Consider the following 25279-nt stretch of genomic DNA (forward strand, 5'->3'; position numbering starts at 1 on the left):
CCGGCAGCGACTGGCGCTGCCGGGGCAAAGGATGAGACCAAGCCCCTGATTTTCAGGGGCTTTTTCTCTTTGAGCGCGCATTATCTGGCAGGCTCGTACGCAAAATGCGCCGCGCGCATAGATTGATTTTACGAAACTGGAGTCAGTACACCCCTGCAGCCGACGTGGTGCTATTCGATGAAATAGCTGGCCTGGCTGGCAATCAACTTTGCACCGCAAGCCGTAGTGTCTCCATCCCTTGCGGTCGGCTTCCCGTCGGTGATGTAGGTTTCACTGCCGCTGTTAATCACGGTCTCGCTCGGATGCAACGGGCAGCTGACCGTGTCGCCCAGGCGAGCCACACCCTTGCCATCGACGATGAACTCGGTGCTGCCAGTCTTGACAACACCACCGTGCGAGGTTTGGTCACCAATGCGTATTACAGGACGACTCATGATTTTTCCTTCTGCCGCTTACTTTTTAGCCACGAGCTTCATGCAGGCTTGCACCGCCTTTTTTGCTTCCACTGAAGGTAACGCTGCAACTGCCTCATCGAACTGCTTGCGCACTGGCACCTTGGTGCTGAAGTTGGCGAACATGCTCAAATCACCGCCCATTTCAGGATCGAAGAATGTCGCGCAAGCTGGCAGGTCCATGATGGCGGCGCATCCGGAAATGGCGGCAATCTCCCCCATAATTGCCGGATCGATGCGCTGCTGAGGCTTAGGCTTTTCTAACCAGTCCTTACCCCATACCTTTGCATAGCGCAGTCTCAAGCCATCAGCCACTTTTGTCGTGTCTTCATAGGCGGACTTTTCAGGAATAGGGCAACGCAGGCCTAACGGCGCATATGCTTCGCCGGCAGTAGCGCTGGTTGCTGCGCACGACATCGCGAGAAGCAGTCCTGCTGTGAATACCAATTTCGAATAGCTCATGATTTATTCCTTATACCAGATGCCGGTTACTTTGAAGCTTACGCCATACTTAACGTTGACAGGTGAAACCAACTTAACCGGATCTGTGCGGTAGCAGGGATTATTCCCGTTAAAGTCACTGACGTATCCGCCGGTGTGTTTGATTTCGATGTGCCCAGAAATAACGCCGCCAGAGTAGGACTGTTTTTCGACAGGATTATATATAATCACGGAACCCACAGGCGCGGTTTTGATGTTGGTGCCTGGCTCTGTTACCAGCAGGTTTTTAAACCCAGCCTTCTCCAAAGTAGGACCAAAGTCCTTGGCGTGTTCGACTCCCGGGTATGCCGGGAAGTAACCTGCAGCCAACAAAGCTCCCTTGACGAACTTCAAGCACTTACCCTTCGATTTCGCGAATTTGTGGTTCATTGCATGAGTAATTGCCGCAGTAATTCTATCCGAGACCTGAGTTTTCGCGACACGCGCTTCTGGATGCGTCGTGTCGGCGCTGCGCTGTTCCTTGACCACCGGCTTGGTCGCAGCCGGGGTAGCTGACGTTGTTGGCGCGGTAGTTTGCGCCGGCTTGTCTTTTGCTTCCGTTCCAGCTGCATGAGAGCCTGCCGCGGCGCCGTGCCCAGCCGTACCATTGGCACCTGTCGCCGGCGGGTTAGCCGGACGTGTTGTCGCGGGCGTGGCTGTGGAAGCGGACGCGTGCGCTGGCGCATGCGTGTGCGCTGGCGCCGCAGCTGAGGGCTTGGCCGCCGCCGGCGCCGGATTTCCTTCACCCGCTGGCACCTTCAACATCTGATCTGGATAAAGCAGATAAGGTTTGTCGATGTTGTTCAGCTTGGCAAGTTCCAGATAGGTCGTGCCATGGGCGCGCGCAATATTGGACAGCGTCTCGCCTTTCTTGACCTTGTGCATGCCTGGCGTCTTGACTGCCGGCGGCGCCTTGTCCACGTGGGCGTGCGTCTTGACCGCCACTCGCTCTTTTGGCGCGACAATGGTCCAAGCCGAGCTCAGCTTATCAATAGCGAGTTGGCCGAGTTCTTTGAACTCGTTGCTCGCCTTTTGAATATGAATCGTCAGCGCGCCAAAGTTGGGCGAAGCCATAAAAGTCGGCAACATGCCGTGCTCATTGGTCTTCATCAGCGCTTCCTTGCCGTTTTGAACGACCTTGATCGTGGCGTCTGGAATCGGTGCGCCAGCAGCATCGACGATGCTCAGCGCATGACCGACATCCAGTGCCTTTTCAAAGGCGTCCGCGATCTTTGCGAACTTGCCTGTAGCAAGCGCTTCACCACCGTAATCGTTCGTTGGACCATCGTGGTGGTACTTGTAGACCCACACATCAGGCTTGCCCCGCTTCTTGGCCAGCTTTTCATTCGTCAGGAAATACGCGAACAAGGCCTTCGCATTGGCGTCTACGTCGAAGCGATTGCTCTTGTCCAGGCCATAGGCCTCGCCGGTGTCGTCGATAAATTGGCCCAAGCCACTCGCCGAAGTGGTGCCGGCTGCTGCATCGGGATTGAATCCCGACTCAATCTTTGCCATCGCAAGCAGCATGGCAACACGCCGTACATTCATGCCGCCAGCCTTGCCGGTGGCAATCAACTTGTCGATGACTTGTTTCTGCACTTCCAACGAGGCATCGCCCCAGATACGAGACTTGCCCGCTAGACGTCCTGGACGTTGGTCGACCGGTTCCTTGTAGTGCGAATGCTTGACGATTTGTTCGTCTTTATAGGCAGCGCCGCGCTTTGGCGTATAGAAGACGTTGTAGTCAATGGCCATCTTGCACCGGTTCTTTGCGAACAGAATTCAAGCCGCCCTGACCGATGATCCTGGCCTTTTTGCTTTCCGTGGCTTGGAGCGCCGCGCCGATTGCCGGATTTTTCTTTGCATCCAGGCTGGAACCGAGCAGGCTGCCATCCCAGCTATACAGTTCGTGCCACTCGCAACGGGAGCAGTTGCCGCCGTTGTTCACGGTGGCTACGATGAATTTTTCCTTGGCCTCGGTCTCGACGCATGTCACTTCGCCGACCTTCTCGGCCACGATCGGATAGGAGTCGCCCGTTTGGATGGGCGCCGGCTTAAACGCTTGGCCACCGAGTTCGCGGCCGCTGGCCTTGTCGCTGATGATAAAGCGCAGGCTGGTGCAGGACAGGCCAGGATAACCATCTTCCTTGTAGCAGGCGCCTTTCAGTTCAATCTTACGGTCGGCGCATTGCAACGCCGCGCTGCGCTGAAGCAGTGCAGGTTTGTCTGCGGCCAGCGCGGAATGCGCCAGGGTGACGGACAGTGCGAATCCAACGAGTAGTGTGCTTTTTTTCATAATCAGGTTTCGTAAGTATTAGGAGTTGAAGGTAAGTTATTGCCATCATGACGCATGTCCGACGGCGGGCCATCCAGTTCGAGCGGCTCATCTTCATGCATCGACAGCAGGTGCGTGTCATCATCAACGCCGAAGCAGTCGTTCCTGGCGGCGGCTTCAGCCACCCTGGCGATATCGCGCACGCGTTTGAACGCAGCCTCTTCAAAGATCGCCGTCACGTCGCGCGGCAGGTCGTCGTTGCCACGCCAGCCTTTGCTGACCATGGCCACCAGCCCGGCGGCGGAAGCGTTGACCTTTTTCTCGACGAGCTTGTCAGCCTCATGTTGCAGGACGGCGTACACCTTCTCCTTGCCGAGATCGGCGACCGCGCCTTTGGAGCTATGTGCGTTCTTCAGGACGTGCACGATGCTTTCCACCGGCATATGGAGCTTCCTGCTCAAGAACCCCATCGCTTCGGTGCGTATATTGATTTCGCCATCGGGCATGAACAGGCTCTTGGCCATGTCCATGGGCATTTCCGTGTGCGTCGCCAGGACGCCAACGCCTACCGGTGTTTTCACCTGCTCGGCCAGTTCGTGATCGTCCTCGTCTTCGTCCATATATGGATCGTGCTTGACGTCCTCTATGAACTGCCACTTGCCGTTGTTGCGGTCGATCTCGACGTGCAGTTCTTCCATATCTTCGGTGAAGACGCGTTCGGTCTTGCCGTCCGCATCCAGCTTGCCGGACTTGAGGACGGAACCGTCCTTGGCCACTATCCTGTACGCGTAGTTGGCAGCGACGCCATCCACCATGTGCAGCGCATCGGCCAGCACCACTTGCTGGCTGAATTTACCCACGTTCATCTTGCCCCAGAACTCGGTCACAGGCGCGGCGGGCACCGAGCCTTGGTTGACCACTTGCTTGGCGCCCAGCTTGATGGTGCCTGCAATATCGTGGGTCTCGTTGGCGCCCTTGATCAGGATCTCGCCTTTTTCGGTCAGCACGATACTGCCGCCCTTGGTCTTGAGCACGATGTCACCGCTCTTGGCTTCAAAGACCATGCCTTTTTGCGATATGGTTTCGCTCTTGCCGTCTTGTACGTGCAAGTAGTGGTTGCCGTGGCTGATGGCCGTGACCATGCCGCCGCGTTCAACGTGCTGCTGAATGCCCTTGGCCGAGCTGAACGACATCGATTCGCCCGAGGTCATATCGACATTGCCAGCCGCGTAGCAGCCCAGGTCTTCGCCGGCGGCGTGAACGATGCTCTTCGGCGTGCTGGCAGCGATACCCTCCGGCGCCGAAATGAAGACCAACGGTTTGGTCAACGACCAACTGTTTTCGCTCAGCAGCTTTTGGTTCTTCAGGCCGCGGTGCGAATTCTTGATTTCTCCGCGCTGTTCCGTCGCCATCTCGGCGGCCTGGCTGCGCATTTCCGCGCTGTCGAGCACGGCGCGCAGGGTATCGGCGCCCTCGGTATTGTCTTGTTGGGTCGTGCCCTGGTCTTGCACCGGCTGAGCCCAGGCGGTCACCAGGATGCCCTTGGCCGCGCGCAAGGAACCCCAACCGTCGGTGCGCAGTTCATAACCTTCGCCGCGATGATCCTGGCGGCCGGAGGTGTCGAGCACGCGTGTCAGGTAGCCGAGGCTGAGTTGGCTGCGGTAGTGGTCCGACGACAGCACGGCCTGAATCTGGCCTGCCGTGTCGTCCATCAGCAAATGGTTATTGCGACCACCGGCACCGCCAGCGCCTTTGAGCTCGCGACTGCGAATACCTGACAGCGCATGCTGGTGCGGCAGTTCCCACGGCGCCATATTCTCGCCGTTGTAGACACGGCCCGTGATGATCGGACGGTCTGGATTGGAGTCTAGCCATTGCACAATGACTTCCTGGCCTATACGCGGCAAGGAAATGGCGCCGAAGTTGCCGCCAGCCCAGTTCGATGCCACGCGTACCCAGGCGGAGCTCTGCTCGTCGTGCAAGCCTACGCGGTCCCAATGGAACTGTACGCGCACGCGGCCATGTTCATCGCTATGGATTTCCTGTCCCGATGGGCCCGCCACAACGGCGGTCTGCGGGCCGTGGATCTTGGTCTCAACGCTGTTGAAGCCGCGCCCCGGACGCCAGTGCACGCTCTTGCGAATGCAGGTCAGCTTGTTGCTGTAGTCGGCAGCAGCATCACCCAGTTGCAGGTAGTTGTTGGTGGCCGAATGGTGCACGCTGACCAGCACATATTCTTGCTTGTCCTGCGAACCTTCATGGAAATGGTCGGTCAGGCGGAACCAGCGGCCCGGCATGGCGAAGCGGCAGTTGCCTCCCGCTTCGATATGCTTGCCACGGCTTTCGATTTCTTCCATGCGGAGCAGGGCCAGCGCTTCGGCATCCTTGCGGCCTTTGACGCCGTAGGCGCCGGCGTACTCATACTGTTCCGTCGTCAGCACATCGCCTTGCTGATTCAGCGTCGGCAAGTCAACGTTGTGAGGTACGGGATATTTGAAGTCAAACGCAGAAATGGCCACTTTGCTCGCCACGATGGAGCGCACAGGCGACCAGTCGCCGATTGCATCTTCTTCGATGGCGCCGGCATGGCGCTGGAAACGGATCTCCGGATCGTCGCCGTCGATCGGCGCGGCCTGGGTGGAGTCGTCGGCCAGAATCAGCTTGTGGCCTCGCTCGCTATGCTCGTACCAGTAGTGCCAGCCGGCGGCCTCCCAGCGGCGGTGCAGGTAATTATGGTCGGTTTCGTCGAACTGGCAAGCCATGGTCACCGGTTCGTCGGCGCCCATCACCTGGCAATCCCAGTCGGGATGCGTGCCGTAATCGGAGAACACCTCCGCCGACTGGTCGCGCAGGCTCTTGCCGTGGAATAGGTAATTGTCCTTGCGCAGCTTCAGATAGGCCAGCCAAGGGCGCAATACCATGGAATAGAAGGCTACGCTGCCGTCGGTTTTCACCAGCCGGAACTCGAACACATAGCCGTTGAAGAAACGCATGCTGCCGTCGCCGCGCACCAGCGAAATGGTCACCATCTTGCCTTGTACATCCTTGAGGGCGAGGCTGGCGTCATCGGCCAGCACTTCCACCGTATATTCAAAGTCGCGCGACAAGCCCTCACTTGCTTCCAGGCGGTTCGCCAGTAGCATGGAACGGGGGCCATCGTCGTGCGGGAACGATAGGCGCAGAATGCGGTTGTTTTGCCGGCCGTGCGCGAACGCGGCAATCATTTCTGACAAGCTACTCATACAGCTTTCTCTACTCAGCCATGGCTGGGTCAGCAATGGCTTGCGTTAATAGGTTTATTGTGTGCCGCCTGCCTGGCAGCGCGCTGAACAAAGGTTGCGAGGAATATCCATGTTGCAAAAGATGAAATATTGAAAAATTTCCCGGCGGAAGTATAGCATCGGCAATTTTTTGATGCTGCACGATTGACAACTATTCTTTGCCCCTAGATATAACAGCAAACGAGAAGCAAATCTGGCAATGCGCGTGCGTCGCCTTGGATACGTTCGCAACCTTGTAACTCATAAATACTATGCGATAATTTCCATACGGATACAAAATGGCGGCGCCAAGGCGGATGATGAAAAATCAACATTTAACAAAATTCAACGCATCGGCGCTTGCGCTGCCGGCGCTCGCGCTGTGCACGGCAGCCATGCTGAGCGCATGCGGTGGGGGCGGCGCCGACAACGCCGCTGAAGCGCCTGTGGTGCTGCACGCAGCACCGCTCGCCACCGGCTCGACCACGCTGGTGCTCGATCCCGGCACGCTGCCGGCCGAAGATGCCCAGCGCATGGCGCAGCCGTCGTTCCACATGGCACCGATTGAACTGGCGGCGCCGGACGACCATGCCGACAGCGCCACCGCGCCGGTGCACGCGCAGGCTGTCCCGACTGAGTTCCGGCACTTGTCGACCCGCCGCCTCACCATGCAGGCGCTGCAAGGCCGTCAGATGGAAGCCCCGCGCGGCCAGAGCCAGCAAGCAGTCGCCGCGCCGGCAGCCACCGCCAGCGTGGTGGCGACCTACACGCCGGCCCAGGTCCGCGCCGCCTATGGCTTGCCGACGCTGCCGGCGGCCGGCAGCGCATTGACGGCGGCCCAGGCGGCCCAACTGGGCGCCGGCCAGACCATCTACATCCTCGACGCCCAGCATGACCCGAACGTGGCCGCCGAACTGGCCGCGTTCAACACCAAATTCAGCCTGCCGGCCTGCACCACGAAGTCCATCGCTCCCACGGCCGGCCTGCCGCTGGCCGCCGCCTCCACCGGCGGCTGCGAACTGGCCGTGGTGTACAGCACCGCCAGCGGCGCCATGACCTCGACCCAGCCCGCGTACGACGCCGGCTGGGCCAGCGAAATCGCCCTCGACGTGCAGTGGGCGCACGCCACCGCGCCACTGGCCCGCATTGTGCTGATTGAAACCGCCGATGCCAGCTACAACAATCTGCTGGGTGGCGCCAAGCTGGCCAAAGCGATGGGGCCGGGTATCGTCTCGATGAGTTTTGGCGGCGCTGAAAGCAGCGGTACCACTTCGTCCGACAGCGTGTTCGCCGCCCCCGGCATGACCTATCTGGCCGCCACCGGCGACTCCGGCGCAGGCGTGTCGTGGCCAGCGGTCGCGCCGCATGTGCTGGCGGTCGGTGGCACCACGCTCCACTACAGTGGCAGCGGACTGCGTTCCGAAGTGGCCTGGTCCGGCACCGGCGGCGGCGTCAGCCTGTACACGGCCACGCCGAGCTACCAGACCAACGCCGTGCCGGGCATGGGCACGCCCGCGCGCCGCACGGTGGCCGATGTCGCCTTCAATGCCGATCCATCGTCCGGCCAGTACGTGGCGATGATCGCGCCCGGCAGCGGCACGGTGCGCTGGGGCAGCGTGGGCGGCACCAGCCTGTCGACGCCGCAGTGGGCCGGCCTGATCGCGGTGGCCAACGCCACCCGCGCGCTGAACGGCAAGGCGGCACTGGGCGCGCCGCACGCGGCCCTGTACGGCGGGATCGCCGCCGTGCCGGGTACGTACGCGTCCGCATTTGCCGATATCACCGCCGGCAGCGACGGCAGTTGCGCCGCTTGCACCGCCAAGACTGGCTACGATCAGTTGACCGGCCTGGGTACCCCGAACGTGTCCAGCCTGTTGTCGACACTGTCGGGCCTGACCATCGCCGCTGCGCCGCAGGTGGGCTCGGCCAGCATCCAGGGCACGGTCGGCACCGCGCTGACGTTCACGGTGTCCACCGTTGCGGCCAATCCGGTCGGCTATGCGCTGACCGGGGCGCCGTCCGGCATGAGTATCACCAGCGCCGGTGTGGTCGGCTGGGCGGCGCCGGTGGCCGGAACCTATGCCGTCACCGTGACCGCCAAGGACAGCAAGACCGGCCTCAGCGGGCAGGGCGTGTACACCGTCGTCATCGCGCCGTTGTCTGCGCCGGTGCTGACCTCGGGCACCATCAGCGGCAAGGTGGGTGTGGCGTTGTCGTTCTCGGCGGCGGCCAGCAGTGCCAATCCGGTCACCTACGCGCTGAGCGGCGCGCCGTCCGGCATGACGATCAGCACTGCGGGCCTGGTCAGCTGGGCCAAGCCGGTGGCCGGCGTCTACACGGTAATCGTCACCGCCAGGGACAGCAAGACCGGCTTGAGCGGCCAAGCCAAGTACACGGTGCAACTCACAAACGGCGGACCGGTGATCACCGCCGCGGCCATGACGGGCGTGGCGGGCAAGCCGATGACGGGCTTGATCACCGTCGTCGACAATGGCGCCAGTTCGGTGTCGATCACGATCTCCGGCGTGCCGCTGGGGATGATGTTCCAGTCCAGCGGCCTGAGCGTCATGCCGTACTGGAGCGCGCCGGTGGCCGGCAGTTATCAATTGAAGGTGGTCGTGACCGACAATGCCGGCGGCAGCGCCCAGCTGACGATCCCGGTGACGGTGGCGTCGCGCTGATTGAAATTAAGGATAACAACCCCCCCCTTTTCGAGGTGCCCTACACCCCGTGCAAGGATGCGATTTCGTGCAGCGCATCACTTAGTGCTGCATGCGCGTCAGGCACGCCTCCGGTTGAGCGCCATCCAATGATGCCGTCGGGTCGCACCAAGGTTGCGCCTGCGGATGTGATGCCGAATCTTGAAAGGACCTCATCGCGGTTGACGTCCACATCCTTCCCGATCTGCACCGCGACAATCGGCACGCCCGTCGCGGCACACACGCGAGCGGCGGCTTCAATCCACGTCGAGGCTTCTGCGAACAGGGTGAACTGCTTGCCCACCAAATCCAGTGTGGACAGGCGGCCTGCCGGGCCCGTCATCTCCAGGTAAGGTGCGCGAACGCCGGGCTGTCCCGCCCAGTCGTTCGGATGCGCTGCTGGCGGCAAGTCGCCGGCGGCACCGATGACCGCCGCCGAGCGGTGCAGTTGACCGAGTTCCATGGCGATGTCGCTGAACAAGGGTTGCGGCTCTATCGGACTCTTCAGCCATTTCGCGTAGTCGGGGCGCGCAAAGGTCTGCTGGTGGCGCAGCCATCCAATCGGGCGCCGTTCGGCGCCGTAGGTATCCAGCAATGCCGGATTCGATTGTCCGTCGACGACCATGGCCAGCTTCCACGCCAGGTTCCAGGCGTCGTCGATGCCGGTGTTGGCGCCGAAGCCGCCCCGGGTCGGCGGCAATTGATGGGCGGCGTCGCCCGCGAGGAACACCCGGGCCATGCTGTACTTTTCCGCGATGCGGCCGGCCATCTCCCAGTGTCCCGTCGTGATGATGTCAACCGCGAAGTCCTGGCCCAGGCATGTCCTGATGAACGGGCCGAGCTCCAATTCGTTCAGCGCTTGCCCGTCCGTGCGCATCAGCACCCAGCGCCCGTCGCCATAGCTGGTCAGGAAGGCGCGGAGCCCGGCTTGCTCAATCTCGAACTGCTGGACACCACGCGCCAGAAAATGCTCAGCCTCCGGGCAACGGAACAGGACGCTGTGTATCGTTCGCAGGTAACCCACCCCCTCGCGTGCAATGCCCAGCGTCTCGCGGATGTCGCTGGACGCGCCATCGGCGGCCACCAGGTATGCGGCGCGTATCGATCGCTCTTCGCCGGTCCTGCGGCTGCGGATGAGCGCCGTGACGCCGTCGGCGTCCTGCTCGAACGAGATCAACTCGGTCCCTTGCTCCAGCTGCGATCCCAGTTCGATGGCACGGGCGCGAAGAATGGGTTCCAGCTTGTCCTGGGCGATGGCGGCGCCGGTGTGGGGCGTGAGGCGATCCCCCTGGCCGGGAACAGCGCTGTCGGGCGTCCACTCCGTTTCGCGTAGCCAGCGGCCGGCCAGGCTTTCGACGACCGCCCGGCGTAGACGGGTGCCCGGCGCGACTTGCGGAATTTTGTCGCCCAAGCCGACAGCTGCAAAGTACTCCATCGTGCGTTCGGTGAAGCCGATTGCGCGCGGATGCAGGGCGCTGCCTTCGTGCTTCTCGATGACGATGTTTGGCACCCCTCGCCACGAGAGAAAGAGGGCGGCGGACAAGCCGACCAGGCTGCCACCAATGATAAGGACTGGAATGTGTTTCATGTTGACCTCGACGCAGAATAAGAACGCGCTTCTAGCGCGCATATGAACGCACGAGGTATCTGCCGATCGCAGCAAGTCCCGGGGGAGGGAATGCGGCGCCAGCAATTTGCTGGCGCCCACCATCTGACAGAAAACGACGCACGTTCGCCTTCTGTCGTGGTCCGCGACCCTTGCGGGTTGGATTGAGGCTCGATGCCTTGCAGGCATCGAGCTGACCGGGGCTCACCTAAACCGGTCCACCATTTTCGACATCGAAATTATAGCGGATTCGTGGACGCGCGCCTATTGCGGCGGACCACCCCGGCCAGCATGCCCAAGCCCAGCAGGAACATTGACGCCATGCCCGGTTCCGGTACCGGGCTGGTAGCGATGAAGGACAGGTTATCCGCGTAGCCGTCGTTGTCGCTCGAAACGAGACGCTCCATCGACAGCCAGAACGACAGCTTGCTGGTGCCGGCAGGCATGATGCCCACGGACTCCCGGTAGAACAGGCCTGTCTGGTTGCCGCGGTCTTGCGGGGTGACGGGACCGATCGCGGCGTTGCCTATCTCGTTGTTGCCCGCATCGAGAAACTGCACATAGAACAGTGCGTTATCGCCCTGGTTGGTCCAGCCGCCGAGCCATCCGCTCAGGGAATAGGAACTGTTCCTGGTCGTCGCCACGCCGAAGTCCAGGGTCTGGGAGGCCACGGCATACTGCCCGAAGCCGGCGAACATCTTGTTGCCGCGATCGACCGGGCCAGGCTGGGTGGGCAGCACCCAGTTGTTGCCATAGTCCACCGACTGGACCATGTCGTAACCCGTGTAGCCGGTCCAGCCGCTCACGCCTGCCTCGGCATTGCCGTTGACAACAAGATTCTGACCGTAGAGGACGTCGGCCTTGGCACTGCACGCCACGGCGAACAAGGCCGCGGCGAGGAAAAATTTGCACTTCATGAAAAGCTCCTTATAAAAATCAAATGACGCGGTACTGGTCGAGTTGCGCCGGCCCTTGCATGGCCGGATCGCTGATGGACGGCAAGCCGTTTTCCAGATGGCCGGCGAAGCGGCGCAACCAGCCCGGCAGGCCAGCCACGCGCAGGCTGTAGTCGTACCAGTTGGAGCTCGATGCCAACGGAAGCCGGACAGCGCTTCTGGAACGTGCGACGACGCGCACTTGCAAAGGCTTGCTGGAGTAATACTTGTTGGCGGTCAGTTCGAAGGTGCATGGCTGCGTGCCATTGTTGACCAGTTCAATGACCAGTTCGCCGGCGCTGCGTTCGGCGCGCACGCTGAGTTCCGGCCATGCGATGTTGCCGTTGCCGCGCACATCCCCAACGATGTGGCGATGGAAGCCGTTCGGTCCCAGTACCCACAGATCGTAGGCGGATGCGGTGTTCCAGCGGCCTGTGAGCTGTTTGCCTGGTTCGACCGTGTAGCGGCGCGGGACCTGATCCAGCGCCAGCCGGTCGTACACATGGAACACCGCTCCGGCTTCGCCCAGGTTGTCGAACCGGAGCTCCACCTGGCCGCCTCCCACCGGCACCTGTGCCTGCACCTGGAGTTCGTAGGGCAGGGCGCGTGCCGGACGCACGCCGGCGGCCTGGACGGGAGCCGTCAGCGTGGCCGGCGTCGCGGGCACCTTGGTGTTTGGCAGGCTCAGCGCCATCGAACGCCGCGCAGCCGTTTCCGGCAGCAGTTGCGTGAAACCGTTGTCGTTCGGGTTGGCGAAGTCGAAGCAGGACAACAGGTTGCCGCTCACCGCACGGCGCCACGGGCTGATCAGCGGCTCGCGCACACCGAAACGCGCCTCGATGAAACGTATCACCGAGGTGTGGTCGAAGACCTGCGAATTCACCCAGCCGCCCTTGGTCCACGGCGAGATGACATACATCGGCACGCGCGGCCCGAGGCCGTAGGGGCGATGGAGCGTGCGTGCATCGGCGCCGTTGAGCACGTGATGGTATTCGCCGGTCGTGTCGACGGTCGACGCACCGGCCAGCTGCGACTGCGCCGGGTTGCTGCTGTAGCTCGTGTACGCAGGGACCGCCGGCGGCGGCATGTGGTCGAAGAAGCCGTCGTTCTCGTCGAAGTTGATGATCAGGACCGTCTTGCTCCAGCTCTCAGGATTGGCGGTCAGCGCATCCAGCACGCGCGAGATGTAGTCGGCGCCCTGCGCAGGACTCGATGGACCCGGGTGTTCGGAGCCTTCGGCGGTCGCGACCACCCAGCTGACCTGCGGCAGGCGGTTGGCCAGCACGTCGGCCTTGAGCAGGTCGAGGTCGCGTGTCGTGGTGCCGCGATCGCGCAGGGATTGCGAATAGCCGGGCCGGCGATACCACGCGTTGCGGAACGGGCGGAATCCCGCCAGCGAGTTATCGGTGAAGTTGTCCGCCATGTTCTGGTACACCTGCCAGCGGATACCCGCCGCTTCGAGCCGCTCCGGATAGGTGGTCCACAAGTAGTCGGTGGACATGTCCGGATTGAAGTCGTCGTGGCTGTTGTCGGTCGATGGGCCGCCCGCAACCGCCAGTGGATCGTTGTGGCCGGTGAACAGGAACAGCCGGTTGGTGTTGGTGCCGGTCTGGGTCGCACAGTGATAGTGGTCGCAGACGGTGAAGGCGCGCGCGAGCGCGAACTGGAACGGAATGTCGGCGTCGGCGTAATAGCCCATCGCGCGGTTCTGCTTGACCGTGCACCAGTCATTCATGCGTCCCTGGTCCCATGCCAGTTGGGCGTCGAGCCAGGCATGCGGCGTCCCGGCCACGCGCATGACAGGGAAGTCCTGCACCGTGTTGAGCCGGAACGGCGCGATGGCGCTGCCCTGGGGCCAGTTGGGCCGGCCCGGCACCGGCGCCCCGCCGACAGAGCGCTGCACGAAGACCGATTTACGGTTGAAGAGATTTTGCCGGTCCATCACCGGAATCGGGAAGGGATCACCGAATCCCCGGACTCCTTCCAGCGTGCCAAAGTAATGGTCGAAACTGCGGTTCTCCTGCGTCAGCACAACGATATGCTCGACATCCTGCAGGCTGCGGGTGCGCTGGTTGGCGGGGAGGGCCAGCGCCTTTTGGATGGACGGTGGAAAGGTCGCAAGCACGGCACTTGCTCCGGCCGACTTGCCCATTTTGCGGAGGAAGTCACGACGGCTCATGCGTGCACCTGCATGCGGGCGCCCGCGAATTTGAAAATTTGCATTTGATTGATCCAGGTCGATTGTCAGGGGAAGCGACAGCTTACGTAACGATGATGAAATGTTGATGACATGGCATGTGATTGATATTCAAAAACATGTCGTCCAATGTCAAAAATCGTAAAAGACGTACGCAATCGAGGCCATTAGACTTGGCGCGCATGGAAGGCCGCGGTGCAAACAAGGAGAAGACATGAGACATGTATTGGCCGCGCTACTGTTCATTGCGCTCGTCGCTTGCGGAGGGGGAACAGGCGTCACCAGTACTTCAACACCAACAGCCCCGTGGGTAGTAACGGCTGCGTAGAGTACCAAGGCTGCGATAGCGGCAAGCCCGTCATCTGGTGCGGCACCGAGAGGGGGCCCACCGGTACCCCAATTTTTCGGCGCAGGAGTCCAAGGCCTTTTTTGACCGGCTCAAGTAGCCGAACAAGGTCGCCAAGCCCTGGTATGACGCCGCTGCATTTGCACAAGCCCTGCAGCCTGGGGCTCGCTTATCGACGCTGGTAAACAACGCCTTGAATCAAGACCTGATCCGGCTCCGGCCCCTCGTCAAAACGCTTGTGCGCCTCGGCAATGGCGACCTGGTGCTTGTTCGCCCAGTTGACCAGCGCCATGACAGGCTTCAACAGCGTTCTTCCCATGTCAGTGAGTTCGTAATCGACGCGCGGAGGAATCGTCGGATACATCGTTCGCGTTACCAGTCCGTCGCGTTCCAGGCCGCGCAAGGTCAGCGTCAGCATCCGCTGGGAAATGCCGTCGATGCCACGCTTCAATTCGTTGAAGCGCCGCGGGCCTTTAGCGAGCATGGCGACAATGTAGAGGCTCCACTTGTCACCGATGCGGTCCAGGATTTCACGGGTTGCCAGGCAGCCGCCGGTGTCAGGTGCAGGCATATCGGCAGGCAGCTCGATGTGACTAGGTGACATATGTGTGCCTTCTTGTGGAGAAATGGCGGGAACTATACCATTCTTTGTATGGATCAGTAAGCAAGAATCGATTGATTACTTGGTTCTCATTTTATACTTAGGAGCCGTCATGAACCACACCCTACTTGTTACTTCCAGTCCGCGCCGGGCTGACAGCCTTTCCACCCGCTTCGCGGCCGAAATCGCCGAGGGCATTCAGGCCCGCAACGGTGGCCCGCTGACCGTGCGGGACCTCGCCGCGAATCCACCGCCGCACATCACGCCAGCCTACATCGAGGGCCGGATCACCTCGCCCGAAGACCGCACGCCGGAACAGGCCGCAGCGGTGAAGGTCGCCCAAGAGTTTGTCGATGAGTTGAAGGCCGCCGATGTGATCGTGCTCGGTTCGGGCATGATCAACTTTGGCCTGCCCTCGCAGCTCAAGGCATGGTTCGATCACGTCACTTGGCCAGGCGTCACTTTCAGCTATGGCGGCGCCGGGCCGCAAGGACTGCTGACCGGCAAGAAGGTCTATCTGGTCACCGCTGCCGGCGGCGTGTTCTCGGAAGGTGCTTGGGCACCGTTCGACTTTCAGAATAACTATTTGCTGCACCTGCTCGGTTTCATCGGCCTGACCGACGTTGAAGTGATACGCGTCGAAGGCACGGTTCTCGGCCCCGACGTGGCGAACGCCGCCATCGCCAACACCGAGACTGCCATCAAAGCCTTGTTGGCGAAGGCTGCGTGACCTGATGGTCGGGAAAGCATGCAGGGACATCTCGATTATGCAAATAGACCTCTATACTGAAATCACATGCCCGTGGTGCATCGTCGGACATCACCGTCTCGACAAAGTGCTGGCGGAGCGTTTCCCCAACCTGGCCGTCGACATTCGGCAGCATCCAGTCCTGTTGCTGCCGGATGCGCCGGCGGGCGGCCTGTATATTCCCGACCTGCTGCGTTCGCGCTACGGCATCACCGATCCCAAGGGCGCCTTTGCCCGCCCCGAGGGAGAAGCCCGCGCTTCGGGCTTCGACCTCGATCTTGGCCGCCAGCTCCGGGCCTATCCGACCCAGGCTGCTCATGCTGTGATTCGGGCAGCCGCTGGGCGTAACACGCAGCACCGGCTCGCGGTCGCAATCACCAATGCGTACTTCATCGCGGCGAAGAATATCTCCGATGCCGATGTGCTGGCCGACATCGCAGCCGACTACGGTTTTGACCGCGATCAGGCTCGTGCCATCGCACTTGATCCGGAACAGCACCGTCGCGTCGAGGAGGAGGCGGTCAAGTCGAGGGAGGCCGGTGTCCGTTCGGTTCCTCACTTTGTCTTTGGGGGACGCATTGCCATCAATGGGGGACGCAGCGAAGACGAGATTGCTTCGGCAATACAAGCGGCTTCCGGCGCAATCCCGCAGGTCTTCAGGTAGCCGTTGAGCGCGTGGACGGCGTAGTCCGCCCCGCCGTCAGTGGCTTGAATCGCGCGCTGCGCGATCGATCTGCATGGCCCTGGCCACCAGCAAGGTATCGGTGAACTGCTCGAAGCCCACGATCTTGCCGCCGGCCAGCCGCCACACATGGGTCACACGCGCTTGCATGGCTCGTCCGGTGCGCTTGTACGTGCCGGAATAGCTGCCAATGCCGACGATGCAGTCGCCTCCATCGATCAGGGACTCCAGTGTCATGCGGTAGTCATCCCACTCGCCGCCCAGGACCCTGAACACGTGTTCAACAATTTGTGCGGGGCCGATCCACGTGCCCGCGCAAGGGAAACCCGCCATCTCCGTCCAGCGCGCGTCCGGGGCGACGTCGGCCATCATGCCGGCGATGTCGCCCCGGCCCGATGCGGCATAGTGTTCGGAGGCGATCTGCAAGTTGCTACGCATGGTTATTTTCCCCTTCTTCAGATTGAACAGCTATCCGGTCCGCAGCCAAACTCCGTCGCCGCGTTTCCGGGCGCTGGCATGGCATCGGGCAACTGGGTCCTCAGCCAATCCCGCAGCTCCTGCGGGCGGCCGAGGAAAGCGCCCGCGTCGAGCAAGGTGAATTTGCCGTCGCGTTCGAGCGCGAAGCTGGGGAAGCCCCGCGCGCCAACACGTTCCATCAGCCGGCGCGTCTCGGCGATGTGCGCGTGAAGTTCCTCGCGTTGAGCTTGGTCTAAAGCCAGCTCGAAGGCAGTAGCGTCCAGTCCGATCGTGCCAGCCATGTCGACGAGCACCTCGCGGTCGGCGACGCGCCGGCCTTCGACATAGTGCGCGGATTGCAGGCGGGACAGCATGTCCAGGCCGCGGCCGGCGAGTCTTTCCGCCGCCAGCACCGCGGCGGTTGGCGGGGCGGAATCGAATACCGCCGAGGTATCGCGCAACAGGCCTTCGAAATAAGCATCGCCAAAAGGCTGGCCGGTGAGATTCTTGATACGCCGGTCGTGCGGCATCACGTAGTCGCGCAACTGCGGCGTGACCGGCTGGCGGCGGTCGCCCGCCATCATGCCGCCGCCGTGAGCCTGCACGGACAAGACCTCGCGGGCAGCCTTCACCAGCGGCGCGGCGCCGTAGCACCAGCCGCAAAGCGGATCGTAAATATAGTGCAGGGTTGGAGGCTTGATCATGGTTCTGTTTCCTTGGTTTTCTGAGCAAGGCGTACTTTATTCCCATCAATTGCAGAGATAAACCGCCACCATTGAATTTGATAATTGCATGAATCGATGAAATCAGGCGAGGCGCCCGCTGAAAATTGATACGGCGTTTTGGCGATTTTGAGAATTGAAAAGGGCACTGCCGGGCATCCACAATCAAGGAGAGCGCGCAGATCCCAACGCAGCGGGGTCCAAGGGACGGCCAGCGCTACCACGAATGTTGAATACAAGGTTTTGATCACATGGGAGCAGGCGACGTCGAGTGCGGTAAATGAAATCTCGCGTTAGCAGACCCGGATCAATCGCCGCCGCAGCCTCCGCTGCAGCCGCCACCGCAGCCTCCACCACAGCCGTCCCCGCCGCCGCCATCGCCACCACAGCCTGAATCCGAGCCGGAATGGCCGTGCGCCCCGTCGCCGGAACCGCCTCCGCAACCGGCCACGGATCCACCCAGGTCGGCGCCACAGTAGATCGTGGTGCCGCTATCCGCCTGGCGTGCGACGCCGCTGCAATCGACGACATAGGTAAAACCGTTTGGCACGTTCAACTGCGCATCCAACGCAAACAGCAAAGGAAGCCGGCTGGGGCGGCGCGGGTTGATATTTTCCTGGCGACAGACCTGGAACCAGCACTGGCGTATTCCGGCATTGCCCCGCTGGCGCTTGTTCAACACCGCGGCCGGCGAATGGTGCAGGAAGCGGCCGAAGCCACGGCGGCAGAATTGCTGGTAATTTTTGGTGTAGAGGATGAATTCGTGCCACAGGTCGTCAACGACCTGGGATGGCATCGAGACGAATTCCATGCCGCTATTGAGATGGGCCAGAAAGAACTGCCGCAGCCCCTGTGCCACAAGCTGGTAGTTTTCCAGGCTCAGGGTCGGATGGCGCTCGCGCAGTTTTTCCAGCAAGCCGACGGGGAGCGCATAGGCCGTGATGTAGGCCGCGCGGCGCGACCGAAGCCGGCGTCGCCAGAGCATGACGCCAAGTCCAGCTGCCAGGCCGCACATTACGATTGTCGTCGGTGTCATGGGATAGCTCCAAAATTGGTGGTGACTATCGGGTTAATATTCCATGGCTTTGAGGACGCAGCAAGCGGATATCGCAAGAAGCGTTATCGCAGCGCGCTGGCCAGGTCACCCGCGTCCGCGCAGGCTTGACACAGATACATGAGGGCCATGGCCTGTTCCGCGCCGGGATGGTCGAGATAGCGGCGCAAGGCGTCGGCCACCAGATCGAGTCCGCTGGCGCGCAGGAAGCTTTGCATGGAGGCGAGGCTGTTCCGGTCTTCGCCCGTCATGTGCAGGCGGCCGGTGAGCGCCTTGTCTTCCATGGTGAGCCGCAGATGTTCCAGCCAGTCGCTGTGCGCGGCCGCCGGCGCGGCGGCGGTTGCGGGCGCGCCGGATTTGAACATGCGTGCGATGCGCTGCAGCAGCGACATGCCGGCGCGGTTGGTCGGCGCCTCATAATCCAGCGAGACGGCGCGCAGCACGCCATTCCGTTCGATGACCAGCGACAGCGGCTCCAGCCTGCAGCCGTGCAGGTCGCGCTCCAGCCGCGCCAGCACGCCGCGAATGACGGGGCCTTGTTCGGCCCATCCCTGGATATTGTCGATCCGCAGATGGTGCTCCGGGTCGCAGGACAGGCGCAGCGTCAGCGGCTCGTCATGCACATCGCGCAGCGTCCAGCTGGAGACCTGGCGTATCTCGTCCAGCACCGGCTGGTCGAAACGGGTTGGCTTGAGCAGCACGCAGTTGAAGGCCTCGCCGCGCAAGCCGGCGCCTTGACGTATGGCCTCGGCCAGCGTGGTCCAGTCGTCATGGCCGGCAGCCTGCCAGCGCGGATCGTCGGCGCGCCACGGCGGCAGCATGCCGGCGCTGGTCTCGGCGCCAAGGCTGATGCGGTGGTCGTCCGATGCGCGCACATTCGACAGCGTCAGCGTGCCGTCGCCCAGTGCGCACGGCGCGCCCACACCCGGCCACAGCGTACTGCTACTCCAGGCCATGTCGCGGTTGAAACCGCGGTCGGCGCCATCGCGCCGCGCCAGCGACGCCTGCATGATGCGCTGTGCGGCGGGATCCCAGAACGCCATGGTCAAGCCGCGTGCGCCGCTGCGGAGCTCCCACCAGTGCGCGCCTAGCGGCAGCAGCTCCAGCGTGCCGGCGCCATTGAAACTGCGGCGTGCCGCGCCGCGCAGGTCGCGCAGCAAATCGCCCCGGGCGCCTTCCAGCGCGTGCGACAGGGCATAGATGCGGACCGCCAGCCGGATGGCCTGGCGTTCATCTGCGCCGAGATCCCGCTTCGCCAGCAGGTCGGTGGTGCCGGCCAGTGTGCGCAGCATGCCGGCCAGGCGCTGGAAGGACTCGATCCGCGCCGACATGGCCAGCGCGCGCAATTGCGCCGGCATGATCTCGCTGACGTGCGCCCATCCACCGTGGCAGATCTCCAGCACCAGCGCGCGCAGACGGACCAGGAACTGGCGCTCGTCGTCGGACAGTCCATCCTCCGGTCCAGCTGCCGGCGTGGTCGCGGCAAGGGCTTCCGGCCACGCGAACTCCCTGCCATGGCGGCGCCAGACCGCGACCACGGCCAGCAGATGGACGACGGCGCGCGAGGCGGCGGGCGCTTCGGACACCATGCTGGCATAGCCGCCGCCGGCGATGTAAAGGCAAGGAACGTCCAACGCCGGCAGCTGTATCGAAAGCGCGCCGGGCGTGTCGGTGATGACGGCGCCCTCGGTGTCCGCCAGCAGCGCGGCGGCCTTGCGGGTGGCCGCCACGCCGGCGGCCTTGAACACTGCGGCGGGTTCCAGCCGCAGCACCTCGGCCAGCACGTCCACCGGCGCTGCTTCACCTGCGGAGGAGGGCGCGGCGGCGCGTAGCCACAGCGCGGCGGCCAGTATGTGCTTGCAGATGCCGGGCGCGGGACAATCGCAACTGGCCTTCGCCGGACCGCCCGGGTTGAGCGTCACCAGCTGGCCGTCGGCGCGCAGCGTGGCCTGCTCGCTGTCCGGCGGCGACGCCCACGCCACCTTGTCCGCTTCCACATCCTTGGCGGCACGGCGCACCAGGCCCGTGCTGGACAGCGCCGCCAGCGCGTTGTCGTCGAAGTTGCGGTAGATTTGCAGCCAGTCCCGTTCCATGCGCTACCCCATGACCTCGGCCAGCCACTCGGCGAAATGCGATGGCGTGAGCGCGGCGATTTCCATGCCGCGCCCGGCCAGCTTTTGCGCCATGGTGGTGTCGTAGACCGGCTGCGCGCTTTCGTCCAGCGCGGCCAGGCCCAGCATCTTCACGCGCGACTCGGCCAGCCGCTGCACGCTGTTCAGCAGCGGGCCGGGGAACGCGCCTTCCTCGAAGTCGCTGATCAGCGCCACCACCGTTCGGTGCGGCGTGCGTACCAGCGTTTCGCAGTATTGCAGCGCGCGGCCGATGTTGGTGCCGCCGCCCAGCTGCACGGTGAGCAGCACCTGCACCGGATCGGCCGCCATGTGGGAGAGGTCGACCACGTTGGTGTCGAACACCACCAGCCGCACATTGACCGTCGGCAGGCTGGCCAGGATGCCGGCCACCACGGCGCTGTACATCACCGAATCGAGCATCGAGCCGCTCTGGTCGACGCACAGGATCACATCCCACGGCAGGTTGCGCTTGACGCGCGCGTTGAAGATCGGCCGCTCGATCACCAGCCGCTTGCTGGCCGTGTCGTAGTGGCGCAGGTTGGCGGCGATGGTGGCGCGCGGGTCGAAATTCTGCGCGCTGGGAAGGTGCGATCGGCGGAAGCGGTTGCGCCGGCCCACCAGCGCGTTGACGAACTGCGGCCGCAGGCGCCGGTTGATGTCGTCCACCACCTTGCGGATCACGCCTTGCACCACATCCCTCACTTCCGCGCTCAGGCGGCCGCGCAGGCCGAGCAGGGTGCGGGCCAACGCCTGGTTGGGCTCCAGCGATCGCAGCACCGCCGGATCTTCCAGCAGTTCGGTCATCTGGTACTTATCCACCGCGTGGTGCTGGATGCGCTCGAACACCTCGCGCGGGAACAGCTTGCGGGTGCGCTGCAGCCAGTCGATGGCGGTGACGGCGCTGCCGTCCAGCGATCCGCCTCCGCCCGGTGCGCGCATCATGCCACGGCCCTCGTATTCGCGGCTGTACAAATAGTCCAGCGATTGCTCCAGCAGGCGATCGCGGTCGCTCATCTCCGCCTTGTTCATGGACTGTTCGGCGTAGCGGCCCAGAATCAGGCGCCAGCGGCGCAGCATTTCCTGGTCAATCATGCGGCGCTCCCGATGTTCCCGGCGCACCCAGCCAGGCGCCGAGGCCATCGCGTGCCAGGCTGTCGGCCAGCGCGGCCTGCATGGCGGCGCCGGCCAGCAGGTCGGCTTCGGTGGCGTCGTAGTGCAGTTCGGCCAGCAGCGTGTCCTGCCGCGCGCCGGTCAATGCCTCCGCCAGTTCCGCGGTTTCCCGTGGCCTGAGCGCGGTGAAGGTCTGGCGCAGGTCCGGCAGGAAGGAGACGAAAGTCTGCTCGTCCCAGCCGGCCATGACGGCGTTGAGCGCAGTGCGCAGGCTCGCTTGCGTCAGCAGCAGTTCGGGCGCCGCCGCCATCAGGCCTTTCAGCGCGCGCACGGCGTCGCCGGGCAGGGCGCCGGGGCCGAAGCACGCTTGCAGCATGGCCGCCAGCTGCGCCTCGTTCCAGCTGCCGTCGATGAACAGCATGGCGCCGGCGGCGCTGCCGACGCCTGGCGCCTCGGGCGTCGCGGCGAGGCGCCGCAGGTGCTGGCGCCACAGGGAGTGGTCCACTTCGTCGTCCACCAGTTTTCGCAGGGCGCCGTGCAGCGTGTGCATGGAGCGCAGGCTTTCGACGGCGGCGGTCTCCTCATCCTGCTTCATTTGCGCCAGTTGCGGCATCAGGAAAAGCGCGGTGCGCCAGGCTTGCAGCAGCAGCCGGCGCAACTGCGGGTGCTCCTGCAAGCCGAGCGGCTCGCGGCCGCGCCACAACAGCAGCAGCTTGTGGGCACAGGCGATGACGGAACCGGCATTGGCATCCTCGTCCAGTATGGACGATATCAGCTCCAGTAACGCTGGCAGCTGGCGGTGCAGGCCTATCAGACAGGCGCGCGTCAGCAGGTCGACCGCTTGTGCCGCCGAGCGTCCCTGGCCTTGTACCGCCAGTTGGTGCTGTTCCTTGCGCAGGCGCGCCATGGCGACGGCGGACAAGGACGGGCCCAGCGTGGCCAGTTCGATCAGGCGGGCTTCCACCATCGGGTTCCAGGCCACGCGCCATTCCTCGGTCAGCATGTCCAGCGATGCGCCGCCGATGAAGTCGGGGCCGGACTGCCATTGCGCCAGGCCGGTGTCCAGATACGCCATCAGATGCAGGAAGCGGCTGCGGGCGCGATGCCGTTCCTTGCGATACAGGTCCAGCCGCACGATGCGCGGCAGGCTGTCGTCCACGCGGATGCGCATTTGCGCGGCGGTGCGGCGGGCGTCTTCCACCAGCGGCGGCGAGCCCGCGGACGGCGGAATGTCGCCAAGCTTGCTGCCGCCCAGGAAGCGCTGGACGTCGGCGGCCAGGCCGCCGGTGCCGTCGTCAATGGCGCTTTTGATGAAGCAGGAGCGCACCGCGTCCAGCAGGTCCTGCCGGCCCGGTCCCGCATGGCCGCGCAGTTCGGCCAGCCGCGCGGCCTGCAGCAGCGCGGCCTGCACGTCGGCGGTGGATAGTTGTTCGGCCAGTCCCAGTTCTCGCGATTGCCGCGCCAGCGCGGTCAGCGCGCCGGCCGCGACGTCCAGCAACGCCGGGCCGTCCGCCGCCGCGTTGGCGCTGTCCCACACCCATTGATAGTAGGCCGGCGCCGGCATGCCGGCAGCGTAGCCACTCAAGGCGTCGAGCCGGTCAAAGCTGTAGCGTATCAGCCAGTTGCCGATGCGCTTGCCCGCCACGGCTTCCGCTGGCGGCGCGTCCAGCTCCAGCATCTGCTGCAGGGCGATGGTGTGGAAGCCACCCGTCACCACGACGATGGCGCCGGCGGTCCTGGCCCGCCAGGCGCGCAGGTGGGCGGCCATGTGCCGCTCGCGTGGCAGGCTGCCGTCGGCTTCCAGCACGGCGGTTTCGTAACCGGCGCGCGCCATGGCGCAGTAGGCGAAAACGTCGGCGAACAAACGCCGCCAGTCGCGCAGGCCGGCGGCGTCGCGCAGCTCGAACAGATGGTCCCACAGTTCGTCCTGGTCGCGGCAACCGCTGCGCGCGGCGAGCGCCTTCAGGGCCTCGCTGTGGGCCAGGCAGCGCTCGGACATCAGGCTGCGCACTTCCTCGTTGTGATCCTCGCCGCCGCGCCAGGGGCGGTCGATGAAGGCCAGTTGCGCGCCCAGCGCGTGGCCTTCGCGCAGCGCCACCCATTCCGGACTGTAGTCGCAGAAGGGATAGAAGGCCGAGCGCACGCCCACCGGCGGCGCGTCTTCCCGCGGCTGCTGCTCCGCCAGCGCCGCCTGCGACAGGATGGCGACCGGCGGCCGGGTGGCGGGATCGAGCAGCAGCGGCAGCAGCGCGTCGAAGTCGTCCGGCCCTTCGATCAGCACCACGGCCGGACGCACCTCGCGGATCAGCGCCTGCAGCGCCAGCGCGCAGGCGGGGCTGTGGTGACGGACCGGCGCGAAGTACAGGCCATCGGCGGCCAGTTGCTCAAGCCCCGCCTGGACTTCCTGGCTTATGGCCACAGGGCGCGCGCGGCGTCGCGGAACGCCTTCCAGTTGTCGTCGCGGCGGGCGCGCTCGCGCACCACGGTGTCGAAATAATGCTGCACGCGTTTGAGGTCGTCCGCATTGTCCTTCAGGACCACGCCTTGCAGCTGGTTGGCCAGTTCGCGCGGCGTCAGGCGGCCGTCGCCCAGATAGCACGCCTCCAGCGCGGCGGCGTAGGCGACGTTGACCGCTTCGGCGGTCGACATCACGGTGTCCGGCGTCTTGATCGCCGTGCCTTCCTGCGTCTGGCCGGCGCGCAGTTCCTGGAAGGTGGTGACCAGCAAGGCGATGACGTCGCGCTCGATGCGCACGCTGGCGTTGGCGCTGCCCAGGTCGCGCTGCACCTGGCGCATCACCAGCTCCACCTCGAAGGCGTGATCGCGTATCGGCCGCACGGTTTCGAAATTGAAGCGGCGTTTCAGCGCCGACGACATCTCGTGCACGCCCCGGTCGCGCAGGTTGGCGGTGGCGATCACGTTGAAGCCGCGGTTGGCGTGCACGCGCGCCTGGTCGCCCAGTTCCGGCACCATGACCTGCTTGTCGGACATCAGCGAAATCATCACGTCCTGGATCTCCGGCGGGCAGCGCGTGATCTCCTCGAAACGCACGATCTTCCCGGCCACCATGGCCTGGTATAGCGGCGAGGGCACCATGGCGCGCTGGCTCGGCCCCTCGGCCAGCAGCAGCGCGTAGTTCCACGAATACTTGATGTGGTCCTCGGTGGTGCCGGCCGTGCCCTGGATGGTCAGCGCCGAATCGCCGCTGATGGCGGCGCTCAGCAGCTCGGACAGCAGCGACTTCGCGGTGCCCGGTTCGCCCACCAGCATCAGGCCCTGGTGGCCCATCAGCGTGACGACGGCGCGGTCCACCAGCGGATCGTCGCCGTAGAACTTGCGGCTCACGCCCAGCGCCTCGTCGCCAAGGATGAAGCGCCGCACGGCGCGCGGCGACAGACGCCAGCCCTGCGGGCGCTGGTCCTTGTCGGTTTCCTGCAGGCGCCGCAGCTCCTCCTGGTAGCGCAGTTCGGCGCTGCTGCGCAGGATGTCGGCCGTACTGGATGTACTCTGTGTGCTCATGCTGT

At 63.7% G+C, this 25279-nt stretch carries 20 protein-coding genes; 3 read left to right on the forward strand and 17 right to left on the reverse strand.

What is annotated here, in order from left to right; genetic code table 11:
- Window positions 1-170: 170 nt before the first annotated feature.
- The 5 genes from GTP90_RS16480 to GTP90_RS16500 are packed head-to-tail and all read right to left on the reverse strand — an operon-like array spanning window position 171 to window position 6449.
- Window positions 171-434, reverse strand: coding sequence for a PAAR domain-containing protein (locus GTP90_RS16480; RefSeq protein WP_161084579.1), 264 nt, complete (start codon window positions 432-434; stop codon window positions 171-173).
- Between the two features lie 18 nt (window positions 435-452).
- On the reverse strand, window positions 453-914 hold the full coding sequence (locus tag GTP90_RS16485) for a hypothetical protein (RefSeq protein WP_161084580.1): 462 nt from the start codon (window positions 912-914) through the stop codon (window positions 453-455).
- Between the two features lie 3 nt (window positions 915-917).
- On the reverse strand, window positions 918-2687 hold the full coding sequence (locus GTP90_RS16490; protein WP_161084581.1) for a lytic transglycosylase: 1770 nt from the start codon (window positions 2685-2687) through the stop codon (window positions 918-920).
- On the reverse strand, window positions 2677-3228 hold the full coding sequence (locus tag GTP90_RS16495) for a hypothetical protein (RefSeq protein ID WP_161084582.1): 552 nt from the start codon (window positions 3226-3228) through the stop codon (window positions 2677-2679). The genes GTP90_RS16490 and GTP90_RS16495 overlap by 11 nt, the downstream gene beginning before the upstream one ends.
- Before the next feature lie 2 nt (window positions 3229-3230).
- A complete protein-coding gene (locus GTP90_RS16500) occupies window positions 3231-6449 on the reverse strand; it encodes a type VI secretion system Vgr family protein (protein ID WP_161084583.1) in 3219 nt (1072 codons plus the stop codon).
- 335 nt (window positions 6450-6784) lie between these two features.
- On the opposite strand from GTP90_RS16500, the gene GTP90_RS16505 reads away from it, so the two are divergent.
- Window positions 6785-9148, forward strand: a complete 2364-nt coding sequence (locus GTP90_RS16505) for a S53 family peptidase (protein WP_161084584.1) — start codon at window positions 6785-6787, stop codon at window positions 9146-9148.
- A gap of 40 nt (window positions 9149-9188) precedes the next feature.
- On the opposite strand, the gene GTP90_RS16510 is transcribed toward GTP90_RS16505, so the two are convergent.
- From GTP90_RS16510 to GTP90_RS16525, 4 genes are all read right to left on the reverse strand, one after another.
- A complete protein-coding gene (locus GTP90_RS16510) occupies window positions 9189-10754 on the reverse strand; it encodes an FAD-dependent monooxygenase (RefSeq protein WP_161084585.1) in 1566 nt (521 codons plus the stop codon).
- 257 nt (window positions 10755-11011) lie between these two features.
- Window positions 11012-11689 carry a PEP-CTERM sorting domain-containing protein gene (locus GTP90_RS16515; protein WP_161084586.1) on the reverse strand — a complete coding sequence of 226 codons (678 nt, stop codon included), beginning with the start codon at window positions 11687-11689 and terminating at the stop codon, window positions 11012-11014.
- 19 nt (window positions 11690-11708) lie between these two features.
- Window positions 11709-13886: a phosphocholine-specific phospholipase C gene (locus GTP90_RS16520; protein ID WP_161084587.1), complete on the reverse strand. Its 2178-nt coding sequence runs from the start codon at window positions 13884-13886 to the stop codon at window positions 11709-11711.
- A gap of 533 nt (window positions 13887-14419) precedes the next feature.
- On the reverse strand, window positions 14420-14854 hold the full coding sequence (locus GTP90_RS16525) for a winged helix-turn-helix transcriptional regulator (RefSeq protein WP_161084588.1): 435 nt from the start codon (window positions 14852-14854) through the stop codon (window positions 14420-14422).
- 109 nt (window positions 14855-14963) lie between these two features.
- On the opposite strand from GTP90_RS16525, the gene GTP90_RS16530 reads away from it, so the two are divergent.
- Together GTP90_RS16530 and GTP90_RS16535 are read left to right on the forward strand one after the other, a co-directional pair.
- A complete protein-coding gene (locus GTP90_RS16530) occupies window positions 14964-15581 on the forward strand; it encodes an FMN-dependent NADH-azoreductase (RefSeq protein WP_161084589.1) in 618 nt (205 codons plus the stop codon).
- Between the two features lie 37 nt (window positions 15582-15618).
- Window positions 15619-16263: a DsbA family oxidoreductase gene (locus GTP90_RS16535; protein ID WP_254451896.1), complete on the forward strand. Its 645-nt coding sequence runs from the start codon at window positions 15619-15621 to the stop codon at window positions 16261-16263.
- Window positions 16264-16299: 36 nt separating this feature from the next.
- On the opposite strand, the gene GTP90_RS16540 is transcribed toward GTP90_RS16535, so the two are convergent.
- The 8 genes from GTP90_RS16540 to GTP90_RS16575 form a co-directional block, all read right to left on the reverse strand.
- Window positions 16300-16719 carry a nuclear transport factor 2 family protein gene (locus tag GTP90_RS16540; RefSeq protein ID WP_161084591.1) on the reverse strand — a complete coding sequence of 140 codons (420 nt, stop codon included), beginning with the start codon at window positions 16717-16719 and terminating at the stop codon, window positions 16300-16302.
- 17 nt (window positions 16720-16736) lie between these two features.
- Window positions 16737-17441: a DsbA family protein gene (locus GTP90_RS16545; RefSeq protein ID WP_161084592.1), complete on the reverse strand. Its 705-nt coding sequence runs from the start codon at window positions 17439-17441 to the stop codon at window positions 16737-16739.
- A complete protein-coding gene (locus tag GTP90_RS16550; RefSeq protein WP_161084593.1) occupies window positions 17438-17710 on the reverse strand; it encodes a hypothetical protein in 273 nt (90 codons plus the stop codon). The genes GTP90_RS16545 and GTP90_RS16550 overlap by 4 nt, the downstream gene beginning before the upstream one ends.
- A 56-nt stretch (window positions 17711-17766) precedes the next feature.
- Complete coding sequence (locus GTP90_RS16555; RefSeq protein ID WP_161084594.1) at window positions 17767-18495, reverse strand: glycine-rich domain-containing protein; 729 nt, start codon at window positions 18493-18495, stop codon at window positions 17767-17769.
- Window positions 18496-18578: 83 nt separating this feature from the next.
- Complete coding sequence (locus GTP90_RS16560; RefSeq protein ID WP_161084595.1) at window positions 18579-20606, reverse strand: SWIM zinc finger family protein; 2028 nt, start codon at window positions 20604-20606, stop codon at window positions 18579-18581.
- Between the two features lie 3 nt (window positions 20607-20609).
- Complete coding sequence (locus GTP90_RS16565; RefSeq protein WP_161084596.1) at window positions 20610-21737, reverse strand: VWA domain-containing protein; 1128 nt, start codon at window positions 21735-21737, stop codon at window positions 20610-20612.
- Entirely contained in the window at window positions 21730-24174 is a 2445-nt protein-coding gene (locus GTP90_RS16570; RefSeq protein WP_161084597.1) for a DUF5682 family protein, read from the reverse strand. The genes GTP90_RS16565 and GTP90_RS16570 overlap by 8 nt, the downstream gene beginning before the upstream one ends.
- Window positions 24165-25274, reverse strand: coding sequence for an ATP-binding protein (locus GTP90_RS16575; RefSeq protein WP_161084598.1), 1110 nt, complete (start codon window positions 25272-25274; stop codon window positions 24165-24167). Before GTP90_RS16575 ends, GTP90_RS16570 begins: the two co-directional genes overlap by 10 nt.
- Window positions 25275-25279: the final 5 nt, after the last annotated feature.

Source organism: Duganella vulcania (genome assembly GCF_009857655.1).
Taxonomy (GTDB): domain Bacteria; phylum Pseudomonadota; class Gammaproteobacteria; order Burkholderiales; family Burkholderiaceae_D; genus Rugamonas; species Rugamonas vulcania.

Bases quoted from the DNA above. Each gene is read 5' to 3' on its own strand.
- GTP90_RS16480 (WP_161084579.1), bottom strand. From the start codon at position 434: ATGAGTCGTCCTGTAATACGCATTGGTGACCAAACCTCGCACGGTGGT.
- GTP90_RS16485 (WP_161084580.1), bottom strand. From the start codon at position 914: ATGAGCTATTCGAAATTGGTATTCACAGCAGGACTGCTTCTCGCGATG.
- GTP90_RS16490 (WP_161084581.1), bottom strand. From the start codon at position 2,687: ATGGCCATTGACTACAACGTCTTCTATACGCCAAAGCGCGGCGCTGCC.
- GTP90_RS16495 (WP_161084582.1), bottom strand. From the start codon at position 3,228: ATGAAAAAAAGCACACTACTCGTTGGATTCGCACTGTCCGTCACCCTG.
- GTP90_RS16500 (WP_161084583.1), bottom strand. From the start codon at position 6,449: ATGAGTAGCTTGTCAGAAATGATTGCCGCGTTCGCGCACGGCCGGCAA.
- GTP90_RS16505 (WP_161084584.1), top strand. From the start codon at position 6,785: ATGATGAAAAATCAACATTTAACAAAATTCAACGCATCGGCGCTTGCG.
- GTP90_RS16510 (WP_161084585.1), bottom strand. From the start codon at position 10,754: ATGAAACACATTCCAGTCCTTATCATTGGTGGCAGCCTGGTCGGCTTG.
- GTP90_RS16515 (WP_161084586.1), bottom strand. From the start codon at position 11,689: ATGAAGTGCAAATTTTTCCTCGCCGCGGCCTTGTTCGCCGTGGCGTGC.
- GTP90_RS16520 (WP_161084587.1), bottom strand. From the start codon at position 13,886: ATGAGCCGTCGTGACTTCCTCCGCAAAATGGGCAAGTCGGCCGGAGCA.
- GTP90_RS16525 (WP_161084588.1), bottom strand. From the start codon at position 14,854: ATGTCACCTAGTCACATCGAGCTGCCTGCCGATATGCCTGCACCTGAC.
- GTP90_RS16530 (WP_161084589.1), top strand. From the start codon at position 14,964: ATGAACCACACCCTACTTGTTACTTCCAGTCCGCGCCGGGCTGACAGC.
- GTP90_RS16535 (WP_254451896.1), top strand. From the start codon at position 15,619: ATGCAAATAGACCTCTATACTGAAATCACATGCCCGTGGTGCATCGTC.
- GTP90_RS16540 (WP_161084591.1), bottom strand. From the start codon at position 16,719: ATGCGTAGCAACTTGCAGATCGCCTCCGAACACTATGCCGCATCGGGC.
- GTP90_RS16545 (WP_161084592.1), bottom strand. From the start codon at position 17,441: ATGATCAAGCCTCCAACCCTGCACTATATTTACGATCCGCTTTGCGGC.
- GTP90_RS16555 (WP_161084594.1), bottom strand. From the start codon at position 18,495: ATGACACCGACGACAATCGTAATGTGCGGCCTGGCAGCTGGACTTGGC.
- GTP90_RS16560 (WP_161084595.1), bottom strand. From the start codon at position 20,606: ATGGAACGGGACTGGCTGCAAATCTACCGCAACTTCGACGACAACGCG.
- GTP90_RS16565 (WP_161084596.1), bottom strand. From the start codon at position 21,737: ATGATTGACCAGGAAATGCTGCGCCGCTGGCGCCTGATTCTGGGCCGC.
- GTP90_RS16575 (WP_161084598.1), bottom strand. From the start codon at position 25,274: ATGAGCACACAGAGTACATCCAGTACGGCCGACATCCTGCGCAGCAGC.